Here is a 19,177-nt window from a genome sequence, read left to right on the forward strand (position 1 = left end):
TGGATAACTCCTCACCCGGTCGTGTCGCGCCCCGCCAGGACGAACCAGCGTGCGGGCAGGTCGATACGGGTGCCGTCCGCCATGTACTCGGTCTGCGGCAGGGCCGTGTCACCGCTGTCGAGGATCGTCAGACCGACCTCGCGCAGCAGGCGCGGAATCTCTTCGTCCGCGGCGTCGGCGGGCTTCAGACCGTGGTGGAAGACCCGGCGCAGCTTGGGCGGCGGGCCCGCCGGGCCTTCCGCAGCCCGTTGCAGGACCTGGCGTGAGGCCGAGGTCAGTTCCACGACGAAGGCCCGGCCCTGCGCGCCGATGAGCTCGGCGACCGCGCTTGCCACCGCGACCCGGGCGTGCGGCTCGCTCTGGTGGATGACGGCCCGCATGTAGACATGGCTGTCGCCGAGCCGGGAGTGCAGGGCGCGTACCGCCTCGCTGTCCGTGAGGTCCAGTTGCTGGAACTCGGCGGCGCTGCCGTCCTCCTCGGCGGCGCGGCGGGCGTGGTCGACGGCGGCGTGCGACAGGTCGACGCCGACGGCGTGCGCGAAGCGGGTGGCGAGGTAGCGCGTCTGGGTGCCGTTGCCGCAGCCGAGGTCGACGATGGTGCGCGCGGCGTCCGCATGGGGCAGGAGTAACTCGGTGTGCGGCACCGAGGCGAGGGCGGGAGCCGAGTCCCAGATCGCCTCTCCGGGCGCATCGGAGGTCTCCTGCCAGTAGCTCTCCCAAGCGTTCCGGTAATCCTGCGAGACGTTCATGCGTGCTCCCGGGGGTCGGCGTCATGATCGGGATATCGCGACCGCCGGGTGCGCGGCAAGGGGGAATCGTCTTCCTTCACCGGAAATTCGAGCCCGCGCGCGCCGGTGCGCCCCCGCGCGCCCCGGACGCCCCCTGAGGCGTCAGGAGTGACGCCCGCCGGGTGTCAGGGCCTGCTCGAACCACACCGTCTTGTGGTGTCCGGAGGCACTGGCGCCCCACTCCCGCGCCAGGCGGCTGACCACACGCAGTCCGCGGCCCGACTCGTCGTACACGCCCGCGCCGAGCAGCGCGGGCAGGCCGGGCTCGTCGTCGGTGACCTCGCACAGCAGCGCGTCGGTGCGGACCAGTCGCAGCCCGACGCTCTCACCCGAGCCGTGCCGTACGGCATTGGTGACGACCTCGCTGACCAGCAGTTCCGCCGTCTCCACCGCGGCGTCCAGGCCCCATGCGCGCAGCCGGCCGCGGACGAGCCGCCGGGCGTGGGCCACCTCGGCGGCCTCGCGCGGCAGCCGCCACTCGGCCACATCCCCGCCCGGGACGCCGTTGAGCCGGGCCATGAGCAGGGCCACGTCGTCCTTGCGTCCGCCGCTGGGGTTGAGGGCGCGGATGATGGTGTCGCAGGCGTCGTCCATGGAGGCGGCGGGGTGGGCCGCGGACTCGCAGAGCGCGGCGAGGCCCTCACCGATGTCGGCTCCGCGCACTTCCACCAGTCCGTCGGTGCACAGCACGAGCCGGTCCCCGGGGGCGACTCGCACCACCGCGGTCTCGAAGGGAACCCCACCGACGCCGATGGGAGCGCCGGTCGGCAGGTCCAGCAGCTCGCTGCTGCCGTCCTCGGCACGCACCAGTACGGGCGGGATGTGTCCGGCGTTGGACAGCTGCAGTTCCGCGCGGATCGGGTCGTACACCGCGTACAGACAGGTCGCGAGGTAGTTCTCGCCGAGCCGCCGGGCCAGGTCGTCGAGGTTGCGCAGCAGCTGGGCGGGCGGGGTCTCCATGGTGGCCATGGTCTGCACGGCCGTCCGCAACTGCCCCATCATCGCAGCGGAGTTGAGCCCGTGACCCATGACGTCGCCGACGACCAAGGCGGTGCGCGAGCCGGGCAATTTGATCGTGTCGAACCAGTCGCCGCCGACCCGGCCGAGCCGGGCGCCGGGCAGATAGCGCGTCGCGATGTCGCAGCCGGCCATCCGCGGCGCCACCTGGGGCAGCATGCTGTCCTGGAGGGTCTCGGCGACGTTCTCCTGGTAGGTGTACATGCGGGCGTTGTCGAGCACCAGGCCCGCGCGGGCGGCGAGTTCGGCGCCCGTCGTGCGGTCCATGCCGTCGAAGGCCGCACGGTCACTGCGGCGCATCAGCACCATGAAGCCGAGTACCACGTTGCGGGCCTTGAGCGGGACGATCAGCATCGAGCGGTCGCTGATGAGCGGGCGCAGATCGCGCTTCTCGAACTCTCCGGAGATGCGGTTCGCCAGCTCCTCGCTGATCCGCGGGATGAGCACCGGCTCTCCGGTGCTCATGCACTGGAAGAACGGCGTGTGTTCGGGGAAGGCGATGGCCTCGCCGACCGGCACGGTGTCGTCCCAGCGGCCGGGTTCGTCGTTGTGCTCCACCCAGACGCGGTGCCAGACGGTGGTGACGTCCGGCGGGCCGTCCGGGAACCCCTCGCCGGCGAGCACCGCCGCGCGCAGGTGCGTACCCGCGAAGTCGGCGAAGCGCGGCACGGCGGCGCTGGTGACCTCACGGATGGTCTCACCCAGGTCGAGCGAGGAACCGATGCCGGTGCTGACCTCGTTGAGGAACTCCAGCCGCTCGCGGACCGCCGCGTACTCCAGGTCGTGCTCGGCGCCCAGGGGCACGACCGGCTGGGCCGACGTCTGGATCCGGGCCGTGGACCGTTGCCGGCCCGGACGGCGCGGCACTCCCCAGTCCGGGGTCACGGGCACCCGGTCGTACTGGCTGAACTCCAGTACGGGATAACCGAGTTCGAGGACCTGCGAGACGATACGGCTGCTCAGCTCCGGTCCCATGTTCGGCAGGATCTCGGGCAGCCGTTTGGCGAGTTCGTCAGGACCGGGCAGTTCGGTGTAGCGGGCGAAGCCGGGGGCGATGCGTTCGACGATCTCGTCGTCGTAGCCGCGAACGGCCTGGAGGCGGGCCGCGTCCGCGGCGAGCACCAGCAGCCGTGCGGGTCCGGGGCCGACCAGCGGGTAGGCCCACCACAGGATGTCCAGCCGCTCCTGCTGGGGACCGGAGATCCGGGCCCGGCCCGCGGCCGGGTAGGAGGCGCGGCCGCCCAGCGAGGACTCCAGGCCGGGGCCCAGTCCGTCGAACACGTCGTAGGGGCCGTAGGCGTCCAGGAGTGTTGCGGAGTCGTCGTCCCCGGGAAGGGCGCCGGAGACGGGGAGCAGGTCGACGGCGGGCCGGCCGAGCGCGTCCTCCCTGGCGGCACCGAACAGGCGCCGTGCGCCCGTGCTCCAGTGGGACACCAGGCCCTCGCGGTCCACGACGACCACGGCCAGCGGAATGCGCCCGGCAGCGCCGGTCCGCGCCGTGGTGTCCGCTCCGGCCGCGGAGCCGGTGTGGGCGCCGGTTTCGGTGCCACGGTCCATGGCTCAGGCCCTCTCTCCCCACGGATCCGCAAGATCTGCGTCGTCGTCTCACGGTACGGCGATGGCCGGTTGCGATGTGCGCCAATGCTCGAATTCCCTCCGACGGGAGCGGATCCGGCGGTGGGTGACGGCCGCCCTGAGCAGGCACCCGGAGCAACGGTCAGTCCTCGTGCCCCAGTTGGAGATCGCGTTCCGTCCTGCCCCCTCCGGCCACTTGCAGCACAGTGGCAACCGGCGGATATCCGGCGGCGATCACGGTGTACTCGCCCGACGAGAGGTCGACGAACCGGAACGTTCCGTCACTGCCGGTCGTGAGCGTGTCCACGACGTTGCCGGCGGCGTCGAGGAGCGTCACGCGCGCGTCCTCGACGGGCCGCCCGCCGCCCGCCCGTACCGTGCCGCGCAGCACCGCACCACCGGCGAGTTCGATGTCCTGGCGGGTCTCCCGCGCGGCCTGCACCGTGACGGGCAGCGCGGTCGGGCGGAACGCGGGCGCGCTCGCGGCCAGGGTGTACTCGCCCGCGACCAACTCGGTGATCACATAGCCCCCTTCGCGTCCGCTGCGGGTGGTGGACACGACCTCGCCGTGGACGTTGGTGAGGGTGACGATGGCCTCCCGTACGGGGGTGCCGTCGGCGGTCAGCACGCTGCCGGCCAGGCGCCCGGCGCCACCGAGCACCACGTCCAGTTCCACCGGGCGTTCCCCGACGGTCACCGACACCGCCTGCGGCTGGTGGCCGCCGGCCGCGGCGATCAGGACGTAGGCCCCCGAGCCGGGCGTGGACAGCGCGTACCGCCCGTCCTCGGCGCTGGCGCCCCTCCCGATCTGCCGGCCCGCCACGTCGATGAGGGTGAGCGCGGCGCGCGGTACGACGGTGCCGTCCGGGTGCTGCACCGTGCCGCAGACGGGGACCCCGGCGGCGTACGACCGCGCCTGGGGGACCTGGGTGAGGGGTGCGGACTCGGCGGGGGCGTTGTGGGACACCAGCGGTTTCTCCTTGAGGAAGAAGGCGATGAGCAGGCCGAGGACGAGCACCGGCACCAGGTAGAGGAAGATCCGCGGCATGGCGTCGGTGTATGCCTGGATGTAGCCGTCGCGCAGCGCGGCGGGCATCGTGTGGACGAGCTGCGGGGTGATGGACTCGGGGTCCGGAAGCGCCTCACCCGCGCGCGTGGGGAGGCGCTTTTCGAGCGCGTCGGCGAGCCGGTTCGCGAAGAGGGTGCCGAAGACCGCCGCGCCGACGCTGCCGCCGATCTGCCGGAAGTAGTTGTTGGCGCTGGTCGCGGTGCCGAGGTCGGCCGGGCGCACGGAGTTCTGCACGGCGAGCACCAGGACCGGCATGACCATGCCGATGCCGGCGCCGAGTACGGCCATCCAGATGCTGTAGTGCAGCCGGGGGGTGTCGGCCTCCAGCCGCGACAGGAGCCACATGCCGAGGGCGGCCAGGGCACTGCCGAGGACCGGGTAGATCTTGTAGCGGCCGGTGTGGCTGATGAGCTGCCCGGAGATCACCGAGGCGCCGACGATGCCGCCCATCATGGGCAGCATCAGCAGACCGGACTCGGTGGCCGAGGCCCCGTCGACCATCTGGAGAAAGGTCGGGAGGTAACTGGCGGCCCCGAACAGGGCGATGCCGATGACCAGGCCCACGAGCGCCGTGACGTTGAAGACGCCGTCCCTGAACAGCCGCAGCGGGATGAGGGGTTCGGGCGCGAAGCGCTCGGCGACGAGGAAGAGCAGTGCCGCGGCGACCGCGCCCGCGCCGAGCCCCAGGATGACGCGTGAGCCCCACGCGTACTCGGTGCCGCCCCAGCTGGTGAGCAGCACCAGGCAGGTGGAGGCGGCGGCGAGCAGCAGCACCCCGAGCACGTCGAGGCGCGCCTTGGCGGTGGGCTTGGGGAGTTTGAGCACGACGGTGACGACGGCCAGCGTGACCAGACCGAAGGGCACGTTGATGTAGAAGCACCACCTCCAGGAGAGGTGGTCGGTGAAATAGCCGCCCAGGAGCGGGCCCGCGACCGAGGCGAGGCCGAACGCGGCACCGATGAGGCCCATGAAGCGGCCGCGCTCCCGCGGCGGCACGATGTCCGCCATGATCGCCTGCACGCCGATCATGAGACCGCCCGCGCCGACACCCTGCACGGCGCGGAAGGCGATCAGCTGGTCCATGCTCTGCGCCCGCCCGGCGAGCGCGGAGCCGATGACGAAGACGACGATCGCGAATTGGAAGACGCCCTTGCGCCCATAGAGGTCGCCGAGCTTGCCGTAGACGGGCAGTCCGACCGTGGAGGTGAGGAGGTAGGCGGTGATCGCCCAGGACATCTTGTCCAGGCCGTGCAGCTCACCGACGATCTTCGGAAGGGCGGTGGCCACGATCATCTGCTCGAGCGCCGCGAGGAGCAGCGCGAGCATGAGCCCGATGAAGACCAGGCGGATCCGGCGGGGGCTGAGGGCCGGCCCGCCCGGTGCGGGGTCCCTGGGTGGCAGGCCGGCGACGGGAGCCGCCTCCTGCTCGATCTCCACCAGCGTCGTCCCGCCCACGTACCGCTCCCCTCGTCGCGCCTGCGCCGCCCATTTCTCGCATTACGCGACAACTGGGAGCAAGCGCGACGAGTCGCCACTCACCCCGGCCGAGCGGACGTAACCGCCGGTCGGAGCCCTACGGCGTACAACGGAGCCGCACTGAAAACCACTCGAAACGGTGAGTTCGAAAGTCGCCCGGAGGGCCAACTCCGAGCCTCGGAAGACCAGTTCCGAGTCACCGCCCGGTTACTTCTCGACCCCGGCGGCGAGCTGGGCGACCACCGCTACTTCTCGACCTCGGCGGCGAGCTTGGCGAGCTCCGCGTCGTAGATCCGGGCGAGCCCCTTGGGCGCGAAGGTGCGCTCGAAGAACCCGCCGATGCCGCCGGCGCCGTTCCAGACGGTGGTGACGACGACGCGCGCCTTGCCCTCGCCGGCCGGGGTGACCCGCCAGGTGGTGACCATCGAGGAGTTGCGGTCCTTCTCGACGAGCTCGCCGTCGGTCGGCTCGCTGACCTCCAGGAGGCAGTCGCGGACGCGCTTGCTGGTGGCCTGGAGCTTCCAGTGGACGAGGGTGCCCTCCCCGTCGCCGCCCTCGCGCACCTCGTACTCGCTGAAGTGCTCGGGCAGCAGCTTCGCGCGCGTGCCGCTGTAGTCCGCCAGGGCGTCGAACACCGCCTCCGCGTCCGCCGCGACGACCCGTTCCGTAGTGGCCTCGACCTGCGCCATTGACTTCCTCCAGCACTTGGTTCTTCGGGGTGTGCCGTCAGCCAACCACCCGGCGCCCGAGCCGCCCAAATCGGGGTCGGTACCGGGTGCGGAAAAAGAGGCTCGCACGATCAAGGGAACATGTGTTCTATTCTGTGGTCAGTGCTATCGAGGAGGCCTCATGCGCTGGGAGAACCTCACAGTGGACCCCGCCGGGGACCGCGCCCGGGACGCCGCGCTGTTCGGCGCGGACGCGGTGACCACCCGTACGTTCGACACCCCTGAGTTCCGTGGCATCACCTTCCACGAGATCCGGGCCCGGTCGATCGTGAACCGGGTGCCGGGGGCGTCACGGATGCCCTTCGAATGGACGGTCAATCCGTACCGGGGCTGCACGCACGCGTGCGTGTACTGCTTCGCCCGCAAGACCCACAGCTATCTGGACCTCGACACGGGGCTCGACTTCGACTCCCAGATCGTGGTCAAGGTCAACGCCCCCGAGGTGCTGCGCCGCCAGCTCGCCTCGCGCCGCTGGCACGGCGACCACATCGCGATGGGCACCAACGTGGACTGCTACCAGCGGGCCGAGGGCCGCTACCGGCTGATGCCCGGCATCATCGCCGCCCTGCGCGACCAGGCGAACCCCTTCTCCATCCTGACGAAGGGCACGCTGATCCTGCGCGATCTCGACCTCCTGAAGCAGGCCTCCGAGATCACCGACGTCGGGATCTCCGTCTCCGTGGGCTTCACGGACACGGAGCTGTGGCGCACCGTCGAGCCGGGCACACCCGCGCCGGAGCGCCGCCTGGACGTCGTCAGCACGCTCAGCGAGCACGGCATCGACTGCGGGGTCCTGATGGCCCCGGTGATCCCCTTCCTGGGCGATCACCCCGACCAACTGCGCGCCACCGTGCGGGCGATCGCGGCCTCCGGGGCGTCCTCCGTGACCCCGCTCGTGCTGCATCTGCGGCCCGGCGCCCGGGAGTGGTTCATGGCCTGGCTCGGGCACCACCACCCACATCTGGTGCGCCGCTATGAGCGCCTGTACGCGGAGGGCGCGTATGCACCGAAGTGGTACCAGCGCCGGATCACCCGTCAGGTCCACGAGCTGGCCCGGGAGTACGGCATCGGCCCCACGCGCGCGGGCATGTCCCGCAGGATCACCGCGCCGGAACCGGCTCCGGCGGGACCGACTCAGCTGACGCTGCTCTGACGAGGTCCGAGGCCGCTCTGACGGCATCCGAGCGCATCGCGCCGCTCAATCGGGTCAAGTCTGATCAGAACGAGTTCTTCCGGGCGTCCTCCCCGGGACGATGCGGCGAAGGCCGTGGTGTGCACGGCCCACGTCCTCCGCCTGGGAGGCCCCATGAAGAGACGCGCAGCCGCTCTGTGCGGTACCGCCGCCGTGCTGGCCGGGATGGTCACCTCGACCCCCGCCGACGCGCGCGCCGGTGCCGCGACCGCACCGCGCACCACCCGCACCGCCGACCCGGCGCACCTCACCTGGAAGAAGTGCGGCACCAGCGACTATCCGACGCTCCAGTGTGCGTCCCTGAAGGTGCCCCTGGACCACACGAACCCGTACAGCGAGCGCATCACGCTCGCCCTGTCCCGGGTGCCGCACACTGCGACGACCTACCAGGGGCCGCTGCTGGTCAACCCGGGCGGGCCCGGTGGCAGCGGTCTGCGGCTGGCCGGTTTCGTGGCCTCCTCGCTGCCGAAGAAGGTGGCGGCGCAGTACGACGTCATCGGCTTCGACCCGCGCGGCGTCGGCGCGAGCAGGCCCGCCCTGAACTGCCGGCCGGGGCACTTCACGCCGGTCCGCCCGGACACCGTGCCGCTCACCCGGGCCGGCTGGAAGGCCAACCTCAACCGCGCCCGGGCCTTCGCCGAGGCGTGCGGCACCAAGTACGCGAAGCTGCTGCCGTACATCGACACGGTCAGCGCGGCCGAGGACATCGAGGCGATCCGGCTCGCGCTCGGGGCCGCGCGGATCAACTACTTCGGGTACTCGTACGGCACCTATCTGGGCGCCGTGTACGCCAAGCTCCACCCGGACCGGGTCCGCCGCCTGGTGCTGGACTCCATCGTCGACCCCACGGGTGTGTGGTACGACGACAACCTCCAGCAGGACCGCGCTTTCAACGACCGGCACCGGGCCTTCATGACATGGATCGCCCGGCACCACAGCACGTACCGCCTCGGCACCGACCCGGCCGGGGTCGAGGCCAAGTGGTACAAGATGCGCGCGGCCCTCGCCAAGAAGCCCGCGCAGCAGCAGGTCGGCGCCTCCGAGCTGGAGGACACCTTCATCCCCGGCGGGTACTACGACGGATACTGGCCCCGTCTCGCGCAGGCCTTCGCGTCCTATGTGAACGGCAAGAAGGACGGCCCGCTCGTCGCGGCGTACAAGAGCCTCGGCGCGGTCGACTCCGCGGCCGACAACGGCTACAGCGTCTACGCCTCGGTGCAGTGCCGGGACACCTCCTGGCCGCGGGACTGGGAGCAGTGGCGCAAGGACAACTGGGCGGTGTACGAGCAGGCTCCCTTCATGACCTGGAACAACGCCTGGTACAACGCACCCTGTGCCTTCTGGCCGACGGACTCGCTGCGGACGGTGGACATCGCCAACGACGCGCTGCCGCCGACGCTGCTCTTCCAGGCGACGAACGACGCGGCCACGCCCTACCAGGGCGGCGTCACCGTCCACGACCAACTGCGCGGCTCCAGCCTGGTGGTCGAGCAGGGCGGCGGGAACCACGGGATCACCCTGAGCGGGAACGCCTGCCTGGACAAGTACCTGGCGGCGTATCTGACCGACGGCACGGTGCCGCGCGGCGGCGGCGAGACCGACGCGGTGTGCAAGCGGCTGCCCGAGCCGAAGCCGCTGAGCACCAAGGCGTCCACCGCCTCACGCGGCTCGTTCCTGCACGGGATGCTCGGCTTCCGGGGCTGAACTCCCGGCCGTACGGCCGGTGCAGGCCTCACCCGTCGGGGGCGTTATCGGACCCGTGGTCCACCATGGACGCATGAGCGAGCTGATCCGCATTCCCGCCCCCGACGGGGTCGCCCCCGCCGCCGCGTACACCCACGTCGTCATGGGCACGGGCCGCTTCGTGGCCGTGTCCGGCCAACTCGCCCTGGACGAGGACGGCAAGCTCGTCGGCGAGGGCGACCCGGCGGCGCAGGCCCGTCAGGTCTTCGAGAACCTGCGCCGCTGCCTGGCCGCGGCCGGCGCGACGTTCGACGACGTCGTCAAGCTCACCTTCTTCGTCACGGACATGGCCCACATGCCCGCGATCCGCGCGGCCCGCGACGCCCACCTCTCCCCCGATCGCCTGCCCGCCGCGTCAGCGGTCCAGGTCGCCGCGCTGGTCCGCCCCGAGTTCCTGATGGAGATCGAGGCCTACGCGGTCGTGAGCGAGTGAGCGGTCCGCGCATCCGGGAGATGACTTCCGAGGACTGTCCCAGGGTGGCCGAGATCCGCATCCGCGGCTGGCAGACCGCGTACCGGGGACTGATACCGCAGCCGTACCTCGACGCGCTCAGCGTGGAGCGGGACGCGGAGCGGCGGCTCGCGTTCTTCCGGCAGAGCGAGGCCGGCGTCGTGAACCTCGTCGCCGAGGCGGGCGGCGAGGTGATCGGCTGGGCCTGCCACGGGCCGTACCGGGACGGTGAATCGACCACGGACGACGCCGAGTTGTACGCGATCTACGTCCATCCCGACCACGTCGGAGCCGGGGCGGGCCGGGCGCTGCTCGCGGAGTCCGCCGGCCGGTGCGCAGCCGCCGGCCGTCCGCGCGTGCTCCTGTGGGTCCTCAAGGGGAACACCCGGGCCCGCCGCTTCTACGAGCGGGCGGGCTTCCGGCCGGACGGCGCGGAGGTGCCCTTCGAGGTGGACGGCGTCGCGGTCCCCGAGGTGCGCTATGCACGCCCAGCGGTCGGCTCCGGGCCGGGCTGAGCGGCACGGCCCCGGGACGCGAGAACCCGTTCGCCGCGGCTGCGGCAGGCGCGGCCGCCGTGGCCGGAGGAGCCGAATCCGTTCAGCTTCGGCTACAGAAGCGGCAGTCCGGGCGCGCCGAACCGTCCGCCACCGCTACGGCCGCGGCAGACGTGCCAGTGCGTGGACCGCCGCCTCCGCGAGTGTGGGATGGGCCAGGGCATCGGTGAGTACGGGCCTTGCTTGTGGGTCGCCCAGGGCACCGAGTCCCTCGACGCACGCGAGCGCGACCCTGCGGTAGGGGTCGTGGGGGCGCAGCCTGCGCCGCAGCGTGGTGATGAGGGCGGGTACGGATTCGGGTGCGCGCAGCTCCGCCAGGAGCCGGACCGGATGCAGCGCGTACGCGACCCGCAGTTCGTTGGTGGCGAGCGCGGCCGCCGCCCGGGCGGTGCGCGGATCGCCGAGCCGGGCCAGCGCGTACGCGGCGGACGCGCAGCGCTGCGGGTCGCGGTGGTTGAGGAGCAGGACGAGTGCCTCGAAGGCCCGCCGGTCCCCGGCGGTCCCGAGCCGGAAGGCGGCCAACTCCCGGGCCCACAGCGGCTGTCCGGGAGCGGTCAGCGTGGCGGCCAGCTCATCGAGGTCCTCGGTCGTCCGGAGCCGGTCGCAGACCGCCGAGCCTCCCGCCTCGCCGCGTATACGCTCCGTGAGTGATCGCAACTCCTCGTCCATGACGCCGAGCCTAGAGGGGCCCCTGAGATGCCGGGACCTACATCACAAACTCAGGGGCTGGCGCGCTCGTTACTGGCGGGTTAAGCTCAGACGAGCGAGTTACCCACTCGCGTTCTGCTTGCGGTGGCCTGGTGACGCAGCCGCCGCGAGTGCAGTCGGTTCGGTACCTCAGGTATCGCAGTACGACACGGCTCCGGGACAGAGCCGGTCGGTCTCACCGTTCAGCGGGGCGTGCGTTCGCCGGCGCTCCTCGGACGGCACCGGGCGTGTGCGCTCGTCAGCCCGGTAACACCCGCAACCACCGCACTGTGTGCGCCCGTTGGCGTACCCGCCTGCGCCCCTCAGTCGTCACCCTCTTCCTGGAGTCCCGCGATGGCCACTCCCCTGTCCCACACCCCTCCCTCCTTGCTGAAGACCGTCGCCGTCATCGGCCTCGGCACGATGGGCACCGGCATCGCCGAGGTCCTCGCCCGGGCCGGCCGCGAGGTCGTCGGCATCGACATCAGCGAGGCCGCGGCCGCCCAGGCCGTCACCGCGCTCGAAACCTCCACCGCCCGTGCCCTGCAGCGCGGCCGTCTCACGGAGCAGGAGCGCGACGACGCCCTCGCCCGGTTCCGCACCTTCACCGACCTGCGGGCGGCGGCCGACGCCGACCTGGTCATCGAGGTGACCCCGGAGTCGTACGACATCAAGCAGCAGGTCTTCCGGGCGCTCGACGACATCGTGCGCCCGGAGACCATCCTCGCGACCGGCACCAACGCCCTCTCGGTCACCCGGCTCGCGGCCGACTCCGCCCGCCCGGAGCGCGTGCTCGGCCTGCACTTCTTCAATCCGGCGCCCGCGATGCGGCTGGTCGAGGTGGTCTCCTCGGTGCTCACGGCGCCCCAGGCCGTCGCCGCGGTCACCGACCTGGCGATCGAACTCGGCAAGGAGCCCGTCGCGGTCGGTGACCGCCCCGGTTTCGTCGCCGACGGGCTGCTGTTCGGCTACCTCAACCAGGCCGCCGCGATGTACGAGGCCAAGTACGCCTCCCGCGAGGACATCGACGCGGCGATGAAGCTCGGCTGCGGGCTGCCCATGGGTCCGCTCGCGCTGCTGGACCTGATCGGTATCGACACCGCCCGTACGGTCCTGGAGGCCATGTACGCGGAGTCGCACGACCGTCTGCACGCGCCGGCTCCCGTCCTCAAGCAGCTCACCGAGGCGGGCCTGACCGGCCGCAAGACGGGCCGCGGCTTCTACTCGTACGAGGCTCCGGGCAGCTCCACCGTCGTCGCCGACGCCCTGACACCGCTCGCCGGCGGGGCTCGGGCGACGGGCCGTACGGTGCGCTCGGTCGGTGTCGCGGGCTCCGGCACCATGGCCTCGGGAATCGCGGAGGTCTTCGCCAAGGCCGGATACGAGGTCGTCCTCGCCGCGCGCAGCGAGGAGAAGGCACAGACCGCCAAGGTCCGTATCGGCAAGTCGCTTTCGCGCTCCGTCGACAAGGGCCGGCTGACCGCCGAGGCGGCCGCGGAGACCCTGGACCGGATCACCCCGGCGGGCTCGTACGACGCCTTCGCCGAGGTCGATCTCGCCCTGGAGGCCGTCGCCGAGGACCTGGAGATCAAGCAGCAGCTCTTCGCCACCTTCGACAAGGTCTGCAAGCCGGGGGCGATCCTCGCCACCACCACCTCCTCGCTGCCCGTCGTCGCCTGCGCCCGGGCCACCTCGCGTCCGCAGGACGTGATCGGCATGCACTTCTTCAACCCGGCTCCGGCGATGAAGCTCGTCGAGGTGGTCCGCACGGTCCTGACCACGGACGACGTGCACGCGACGGTCCGCGAGGTCTGCGCGACGATCCGCAAGCACCCGGTGGACTGCGGCGACCGCGCCGGATTCATCGTGAACGCGCTGCTGTTCCCGTACCTGAACAACGCGATCAAGATGGTCCAGGAGCACTACGCGACGCTGGACGACATCGACGCCGCGATGAAGCTCGGCGGCGGCTATCCGATGGGGCCCTTCGAACTCCTGGACGTCGTCGGCCTCGACGTCTCCCTCGCCATCGAGAAGGTGCTGCACCGCGAGTTCCGCGATCCGGGCCTGGCCCCGGCGCCGCTCCTGGAGCACCTGGTGGCCGCGGGCTGCCTCGGCCGCAAGACGGGCCGCGGCTTCCGCGAATATGCCCGGCGCTGAGCCGCGCGAGGACTGGTACGAGGAGTCCGCCGACTGGGGCGGACTCCTCGGCCCGGCCGCCGGCCCCCCGCCCGCAGAGGGCGGGGGGACCCCCGGACATGCGCACTCTCCTGCACACATGCAGTACGTTCGGGTCATGTCCCAGCCCGCCAGGTCCTCACGTACATCAGCTGCGCCCGACGCACCGGAGAGTGCCGCGGGCAGTCGCGCAGCGGCGCAGCGGCTCAAGATGCGCCGCGAACTGGCGGCCGCGGCCATGGAGCTGTTCGCGACCAAGGGCTACGAGGCGACCACCGTCGACGAGATCGCCGCGCAGGCCGGGGTGGCCCGACGGACGTTCTTCCGGCACTTCCGCTCCAAGGAAGAGGCGATCTTCCCGGACCACGACGACACCCTGATCCGGGCGGAGGCGGTGCTCAACGCGGCGCCCGCGCACGAGCATCCGCTGGACACGGTGTGCCGCGGCATCAAGGAAGTCATGAAGATGTACGCGGCCCGGCCCGAGATCTCCGTCTCGCGCTACAAGCTCACCCGCGAGGTACCGACGCTGCGCGAGGCGGAGATCGCCTCGGTGGCCCGCTACGAACGCCTCTTCACCCGCTATCTGCTGGGCCACTTCGACGAGCACGCCCACGACGACGACGCCAACGACGATCCGCTGCTGGCCGAGGTCGCCGCGTCCGCCGTGGTCACCGCCCACAACCACGTGCTGCGGCGCTGGCTGCGAGCGGGTGCTCAGGGTGATGTCGAGGCCCAGCTGGACCACGCCTTCGCGATCGTCAGGAAGACGTTCGGGACCGGGATCGGCGCCGGGCGCGAGGTGGCGCCCCAGGGGGCGCCGGCTTCCTCCTTCAGCGAGGGGGACGTTCTGGTGACCGTGGCCCGCGTCGACGCTCCGCTGGACCAGGTCATGCGGACCATCGAGAAGGCTCTTCGCGAGCGGTCGTAGGGGCCTTCCCTCGGCGAACCTCGGTATCCCTCACCGAACCGCGACGCCGCCGCTCGTCCTCAATCGCCGGACCGGCTCGATTTGAGCCCGTCCGGCCTTTTTGTGCCTTTTTCCGGGCCCATCTGATCGATCATCGCTCACATGTTACGTAAAGATTTCACCTGAGCGCATTTTCTGGCACTGCGTGCCTTGCGAGGTGACACGGCGTGCCATACGTTGAAGGTGTCCGGGCGGCCGGCGTGCAGAGACCATACGTACGCCGGCTGTCCCCGCAAGCCATTGGCGAGCGCGCCCGGACGCCTGCGTCACAGGCACCCTTCCGCGCCACAAAGCGCTGCCGAGCTCCACCCCGCCGAACCGACGGCACGCCTCACCACCACACCACCCCGACGTCCCCTCAGCGTCTTCCCTCAAGACGCCATTCGCCGGAGGCAACACCGTGAAGGAAATCCTGGACGCGATTCAGTCGCAGACCGCCACGTCTGCCGACTTCGCCGCCCTGCCGCTGCCCGAGTCCTACCGCGCGATCACCGTGCACAAGGACGAGACGGAGATGTTCGCCGGGCTCGAAACCCGCGACAAGGACCCCCGCAAGTCGATCCACCTGGACGACGTGCCCGTGCCGGAACTCGGCCCCGGCGAGGCCCTGGTCGCCGTGATGGCCTCCTCGGTCAACTACAACTCGGTCTGGACCTCGATCTTCGAGCCGCTCTCCACGTTCGGCTTCCTGGAGCGCTACGGCCGGCTCAGCGAGCTCACCAAGCGCCACGACCTGCCGTACCACATCATCGGTTCCGACCTCGCGGGCGTCGTCCTGCGCACCGGCCCCGGCGTCAACGCCTGGAAGCCGGGTGACGAGGTCGTCGCGCACTGCCTGTCCGTCGAGCTGGAGTCGTCCGACGGCCACAACGACACGATGCTCGACCCGGAGCAGCGCATCTGGGGCTTCGAGACCAACTTCGGCGGGCTCGCCGAGATCGCGCTCGTCAAGTCCAACCAGCTGATGCCCAAGCCGGACCACCTCAGCTGGGAGGAGGCCGCCGCTCCGGGCCTGGTGAACTCGACCGCCTACCGGCAGCTGGTCTCCCGCAACGGCGCCGGGATGAAGCAGGGCGACAACGTCCTGATCTGGGGCGCGAGCGGTGGACTGGGCTCGTACGCCACGCAGTTCGCGCTGGCCGGCGGCGCCAACCCGATCTGTGTCGTCAGCAGCGAGCAGAAGGCGGACATCTGCCGGGCGATGGGCGCCGACGCGATCATCGACCGCAGCGCCGAGGACTACCGGTTCTGGAAGGACGAGCACCACCAGGACCCGAAGGAGTGGAAGCGCTTCGGGAAGCGGATCCGTGAGCTGACCGGTGGCGAGGACGTCGACATCGTCTTCGAGCACCCGGGGCGCGAGACCTTCGGCGCCTCCGTGTACGTCACCCGCAAGGGCGGCACCATCGTCACCTGCGCCTCGACCTCGGGCTACAACCACGAGTACGACAACCGCTACCTCTGGATGAGCCTCAAGCGGATCATCGGCTCGCACTTCGCCAACTACCGCGAGGCCTGGGAGGCCAACCGACTGATCGCGAAGGGCAAGATCCACCCGACGCTGTCGAAGGTGTACTCCCTCGAAGAGACCGGGCAGGCCGCGTACGACGTGCACCGCAACCTCCACCAGGGCAAGGTCGGAGTCCTGGCGCTCGCCCCGAGCGAGGGTCTTGGGGTGCGTGACGCGGAGAAGCGCGCCCAGCACATCGACGCCATCAACCGCTTCCGGAACGTCTGAGGTCTCCAGATGACTGAGCGTCAGCGTCAGAAGGACCGGCCGTGGCTCATGCGCACCTACGCCGGTCACTCCACCGCGGAGGCGTCCAACGAGCTGTACCGGCGCAACCTCGCCAAGGGCCAGACGGGGCTGTCGGTCGCGTTCGACCTGCCGACACAGACCGGCTACGACCCCGACCACATCCTCGCCCGCGGCGAGGTCGGCCGGGTCGGCGTCCCCGTCTCGCACGTCGGTGACATGCGCCGGCTGTTCCAGGACATCCCCCTGGAGCAGATGAACACCTCGATGACCATCAACGCCACCGCCATGTGGCTGCTGGCGCTCTATCAGGTCGTCGCCGAGGAGCACGGTGCGGACATCACCCAGCTCCAGGGGACGACCCAGAACGACATCGTGAAGGAGTACCTGTCGCGGGGGACGCACGTCTTCCCGCCCGTGCCTTCACTGCGGCTGACGACGGACATGATCGCGTACACGGTCAGCCACATGCCCAAGTGGAACCCGATCAACATCTGCTCGTACCACCTCCAGGAGGCCGGGGCCACCCCGGTCCAGGAGATCGCGTACGCCATGAGCACGGCCATCGCCGTCCTCGACGCGGTCCGTGACTCCGGTCAGGTGCCGCAGGAGCGGATGGGTGACGTCGTCGCCCGGATCTCCTTCTTCGTGAACGCGGGCGTCCGCTTCATCGAGGAGATGTGCAAGATGCGGGCGTTCGGCCGGATCTGGGACCGGATCACGCGGGAGCGGTACGGCATCGAGAACCCCAAGCAGCGTCGGTTCCGCTACGGCGTCCAGGTCAACTCCCTCGGCCTCACCGAGGCGCAGCCGGAGAACAACGTCCAGCGGATCGTGCTCGAGATGCTGGCCGTGACGCTCTCCAAGGACGCACGCGCGCGTGCCGTACAACTCCCGGCCTGGAACGAGGCGTTGGGCCTGCCCCGGCCCTGGGACCAGCAGTGGTCCCTGCGCATGCAGCAGGTGCTCGCCTACGAGAGCGATCTGCTCGAGTACGCGGACATCTTCGAGGGCTCGCACGTCATCGAGGCAAAGGTGGCCTCCCTGGTGGAGGAGTCGCTCGCCGAGATGGACCGGATCGAGGAGATGGGCGGCGCGATGGCCGCCGTCGAGTCGGGCTATCTGAAGTCGCAGCTCGTCTCCTCGCACGCCGAGCGCCGGGCCCGGATCGAGGGCGGCACCGAGAAGATCGTCGGCGTCAACATCTTCGAGTCGACCGAGCCGAACCCGCTGACGGCCGACCTGGACGCGGCTATCCAGACGGTCGACCCGGCGGTCGAGGCGCGGGTGGTCACGGCGCTGGAGCACTGGCGCGACACCCGTTACCAGCCGCCGTTCAACCACCCGCGCCCGTGCAAGGCGCTGGAGCGGCTGAAGGAGGCGGCCAAGGGCACCGACAACCTCATGGAGGCCACCCTGGAGTGCGCCCGCGCCGGCGTCACGACCGGCGAGTGGTCCGGGGCGCTGCGTGAGGTGTTCGGCGAGTTCCGAGCCCCGACCGGCGTCTCGTCAGCGCCCCTCGCGGTCACCGCCGAGGAGGGCACCGCGCTCGCGGCGGTCCGCCGCAAGGTGGAACTGACCGCGCAGGACCTGGGCGTGGGCAAGCTCCGCTTCCTGGTGGGCAAGCCGGGCCTGGACGGGCACTCCAACGGCGCCGAGCAGATCGCCGTACGGGCCCGTGACGCCGGCTTCGAGGTGGTGTACCAGGGCATCCGGCTCACGCCCGAACAGATCGTGGACGCGGCCGTCGCCGAGGACGTGCACGGCGTCGGTCTGTCCATCCTGTCCGGTTCGCACGCGCAGTTGGTGCCGGACGTGCTGGAGCGGCTGCGCGAGGCCGGTGCGGGCGACATCCCGGTGATCGCCGGCGGGATCATCCCGAACGCCGACGCCGAGCTGCTGCGGGCCGCGGGAGTCGCCGCGGTCTTCACCCCGAAGGACTTCGACATCACCGGAATCATCGGCCGTATCGTCGACGAGATCCGTAAAGCGAACAAGCTCGACCCCCTGGAGGTCCCCGCATGACCAGCCCCGCCCCCGTGAACCGGCTTCGCCCGCGACGCTCCTGCCTCGCGGTGCCGGGAAGCAACCCCCGCTTCCTGGAGAAGGCGCAGGGCCTCCCCGCCGACCAGGTCTTCCTGGACCTGGAGGACGCGTGCGCGCCGCTCGCCAAGCCCGAGGCGCGGCACACCATCGTCAAGTTCTTGAACGAGGGCGACTGGACGGGCAAGACGCGGGTCGTGCGCGTCAACGACTGGACGACCGAGTGGACGTACCGCGATGTCGTCACGGTCGTCGAGGGCGCGGGCCCGAACCTCGACTGCATCATGCTGCCGAAGGTCCAGGACGCCCAGCAGGTCGTCGCCCTCGATCTGCTGTTGACCCAGATCGAGAAGACGATGGGCTTCGAGGTCGGACGGATCGGCATCGAGGCGCAGATCGAGAACGCCAAGGGTCTGGTCAACGTCAACGAGATCGCGGCCGCCTCGCCGCGCACCGAGACGATCATCTTCGGGCCGGCCGACTTCATGGCCTCCATCAACATGAAGACCCTGGTCGTGGGCGAACAGCCGCCCGGCTACGGCGCGGACGCCTACCACTACATCCTGATGAAGATCCTGATGGCGGCCCGTACGTACGACCTCCAGGCGATCGACGGCCCGTATCTGCAGATCCGCAACGTGGACGGCTACCGCGAGGTCGCGCAGCGCGCCGCCGCTCTCGGTTTCGACGGCAAGTGGGTGCTGCACCCGGGCCAGGTCGAGGCGTCGAACGAGATCTTCTCGCCCTCCCAGGAGGACTTCGACCACGCCGAACTGATCCTGGACGCGTACGAGTACTGCACGTCCGAGGCGGGCGGCAAGAAGGGTTCCGCGATGCTCGGCGACGAGATGATCGACGAGGCCAGCCGCAAGATGGCGCTCGTCATCTCGGGCAAGGGCCGGGCCGCCGGCATGCAGCGCACCAGCAAGTTCGAAGCCCCGGAGGCCTGA

The 19,177-nt window shown here is 70.7% G+C and carries 14 protein-coding genes; 9 read left to right on the top strand and 5 right to left on the bottom strand.

The features are described from left to right. Positions 1–11: 11 nt before the first annotated feature. The 4 genes from ACFVYF_RS18500 to ACFVYF_RS18515 all read right to left on the bottom strand — a co-directional run bounded on the left by ACFVYF_RS18500 (position 12) and on the right by ACFVYF_RS18515 (position 6,614). Entirely contained in the window at positions 12–749 is a 738-nt protein-coding gene (locus ACFVYF_RS18500) for a class I SAM-dependent methyltransferase (protein ID WP_389456505.1), read from the bottom strand. Between the two features lie 141 nt (positions 750–890). Next, positions 891–3,362: a SpoIIE family protein phosphatase gene (locus tag ACFVYF_RS18505; RefSeq protein WP_389456507.1), complete on the bottom strand. Its 2,472-nt coding sequence runs from the start codon at positions 3,360–3,362 to the stop codon at positions 891–893. A gap of 160 nt (positions 3,363–3,522) precedes the next feature. Continuing rightward, on the bottom strand, positions 3,523–5,904 hold the full coding sequence (locus ACFVYF_RS18510) for an MFS transporter (RefSeq protein ID WP_389456509.1): 2,382 nt from the start codon (positions 5,902–5,904) through the stop codon (positions 3,523–3,525). Between the two features lie 266 nt (positions 5,905–6,170). After that, on the bottom strand, positions 6,171–6,614 hold the full coding sequence (locus ACFVYF_RS18515; RefSeq protein WP_389456511.1) for an SRPBCC family protein: 444 nt from the start codon (positions 6,612–6,614) through the stop codon (positions 6,171–6,173). Between the two features lie 160 nt (positions 6,615–6,774). Between ACFVYF_RS18515 and ACFVYF_RS18520 the strand changes: the two genes are divergently transcribed. The 4 genes from ACFVYF_RS18520 (at position 6,775) to ACFVYF_RS18535 (ending at position 10,554) form a co-directional block, all read left to right on the top strand. Then, the gene (locus tag ACFVYF_RS18520) at positions 6,775–7,806 is read left to right on the top strand and encodes an Rv2578c family radical SAM protein (protein WP_389456513.1); all 1,032 of its coding nucleotides are present in this window, start codon (positions 6,775–6,777) and stop codon (positions 7,804–7,806) included. A gap of 153 nt (positions 7,807–7,959) precedes the next feature. After that, positions 7,960–9,549 carry an alpha/beta hydrolase gene (locus ACFVYF_RS18525; RefSeq protein WP_389456514.1) on the top strand — a complete coding sequence of 530 codons (1,590 nt, stop codon included), beginning with the start codon at positions 7,960–7,962 and terminating at the stop codon, positions 9,547–9,549. A gap of 73 nt (positions 9,550–9,622) precedes the next feature. Continuing rightward, positions 9,623–10,021, top strand: a complete 399-nt coding sequence (locus tag ACFVYF_RS18530) for a RidA family protein (RefSeq protein ID WP_389456516.1) — start codon at positions 9,623–9,625, stop codon at positions 10,019–10,021. A gap of 20 nt (positions 10,022–10,041) precedes the next feature. Beyond that, positions 10,042–10,554, top strand: coding sequence for a GNAT family N-acetyltransferase (locus ACFVYF_RS18535; protein ID WP_389456518.1), 513 nt, complete (start codon positions 10,042–10,044; stop codon positions 10,552–10,554). A gap of 135 nt (positions 10,555–10,689) precedes the next feature. On the opposite strand, the gene ACFVYF_RS18540 is transcribed toward ACFVYF_RS18535, so the two are convergent. Then, a complete protein-coding gene (locus tag ACFVYF_RS18540) occupies positions 10,690–11,262 on the bottom strand; it encodes an adenylosuccinate lyase (RefSeq protein WP_389456520.1) in 573 nt (190 codons plus the stop codon). Positions 11,263–11,634: 372 nt separating this feature from the next. Between ACFVYF_RS18540 and ACFVYF_RS18545 the strand changes: the two genes are divergently transcribed. The 5 genes from ACFVYF_RS18545 (at position 11,635) to ACFVYF_RS18565 (ending at position 19,177) form a co-directional block, all read left to right on the top strand. Next, entirely contained in the window at positions 11,635–13,440 is a 1,806-nt protein-coding gene (locus ACFVYF_RS18545; protein WP_389456522.1) for a 3-hydroxyacyl-CoA dehydrogenase family protein, read from the top strand. A gap of 136 nt (positions 13,441–13,576) precedes the next feature. Then, entirely contained in the window at positions 13,577–14,389 is an 813-nt protein-coding gene (locus ACFVYF_RS18550) for a TetR family transcriptional regulator (RefSeq protein ID WP_389456523.1), read from the top strand. 439 nt (positions 14,390–14,828) lie between these two features. Then, the gene (gene ccrA / locus ACFVYF_RS18555) at positions 14,829–16,166 is read left to right on the top strand and encodes a crotonyl-CoA carboxylase/reductase (protein WP_389456525.1); all 1,338 of its coding nucleotides are present in this window, start codon (positions 14,829–14,831) and stop codon (positions 16,164–16,166) included. A 9-nt stretch (positions 16,167–16,175) separates the two neighbouring features. Continuing rightward, a complete protein-coding gene (locus ACFVYF_RS18560) occupies positions 16,176–18,209 on the top strand; it encodes a protein meaA (RefSeq protein WP_389456527.1) in 2,034 nt (677 codons plus the stop codon). Continuing rightward, positions 18,206–19,177 (top strand): HpcH/HpaI aldolase/citrate lyase family protein, encoded by a 972-nt coding sequence (locus tag ACFVYF_RS18565; RefSeq protein WP_384387076.1) that lies wholly within the window; start codon positions 18,206–18,208, stop codon positions 19,175–19,177. Before ACFVYF_RS18560 ends, ACFVYF_RS18565 begins: the two co-directional genes overlap by 4 nt.

Origin of the sequence: Streptomyces sp. NPDC058274, from assembly GCF_042881375.1 — a bacterium.
GTDB lineage: Bacteria > Actinomycetota > Actinomycetes > Streptomycetales > Streptomycetaceae > Streptomyces.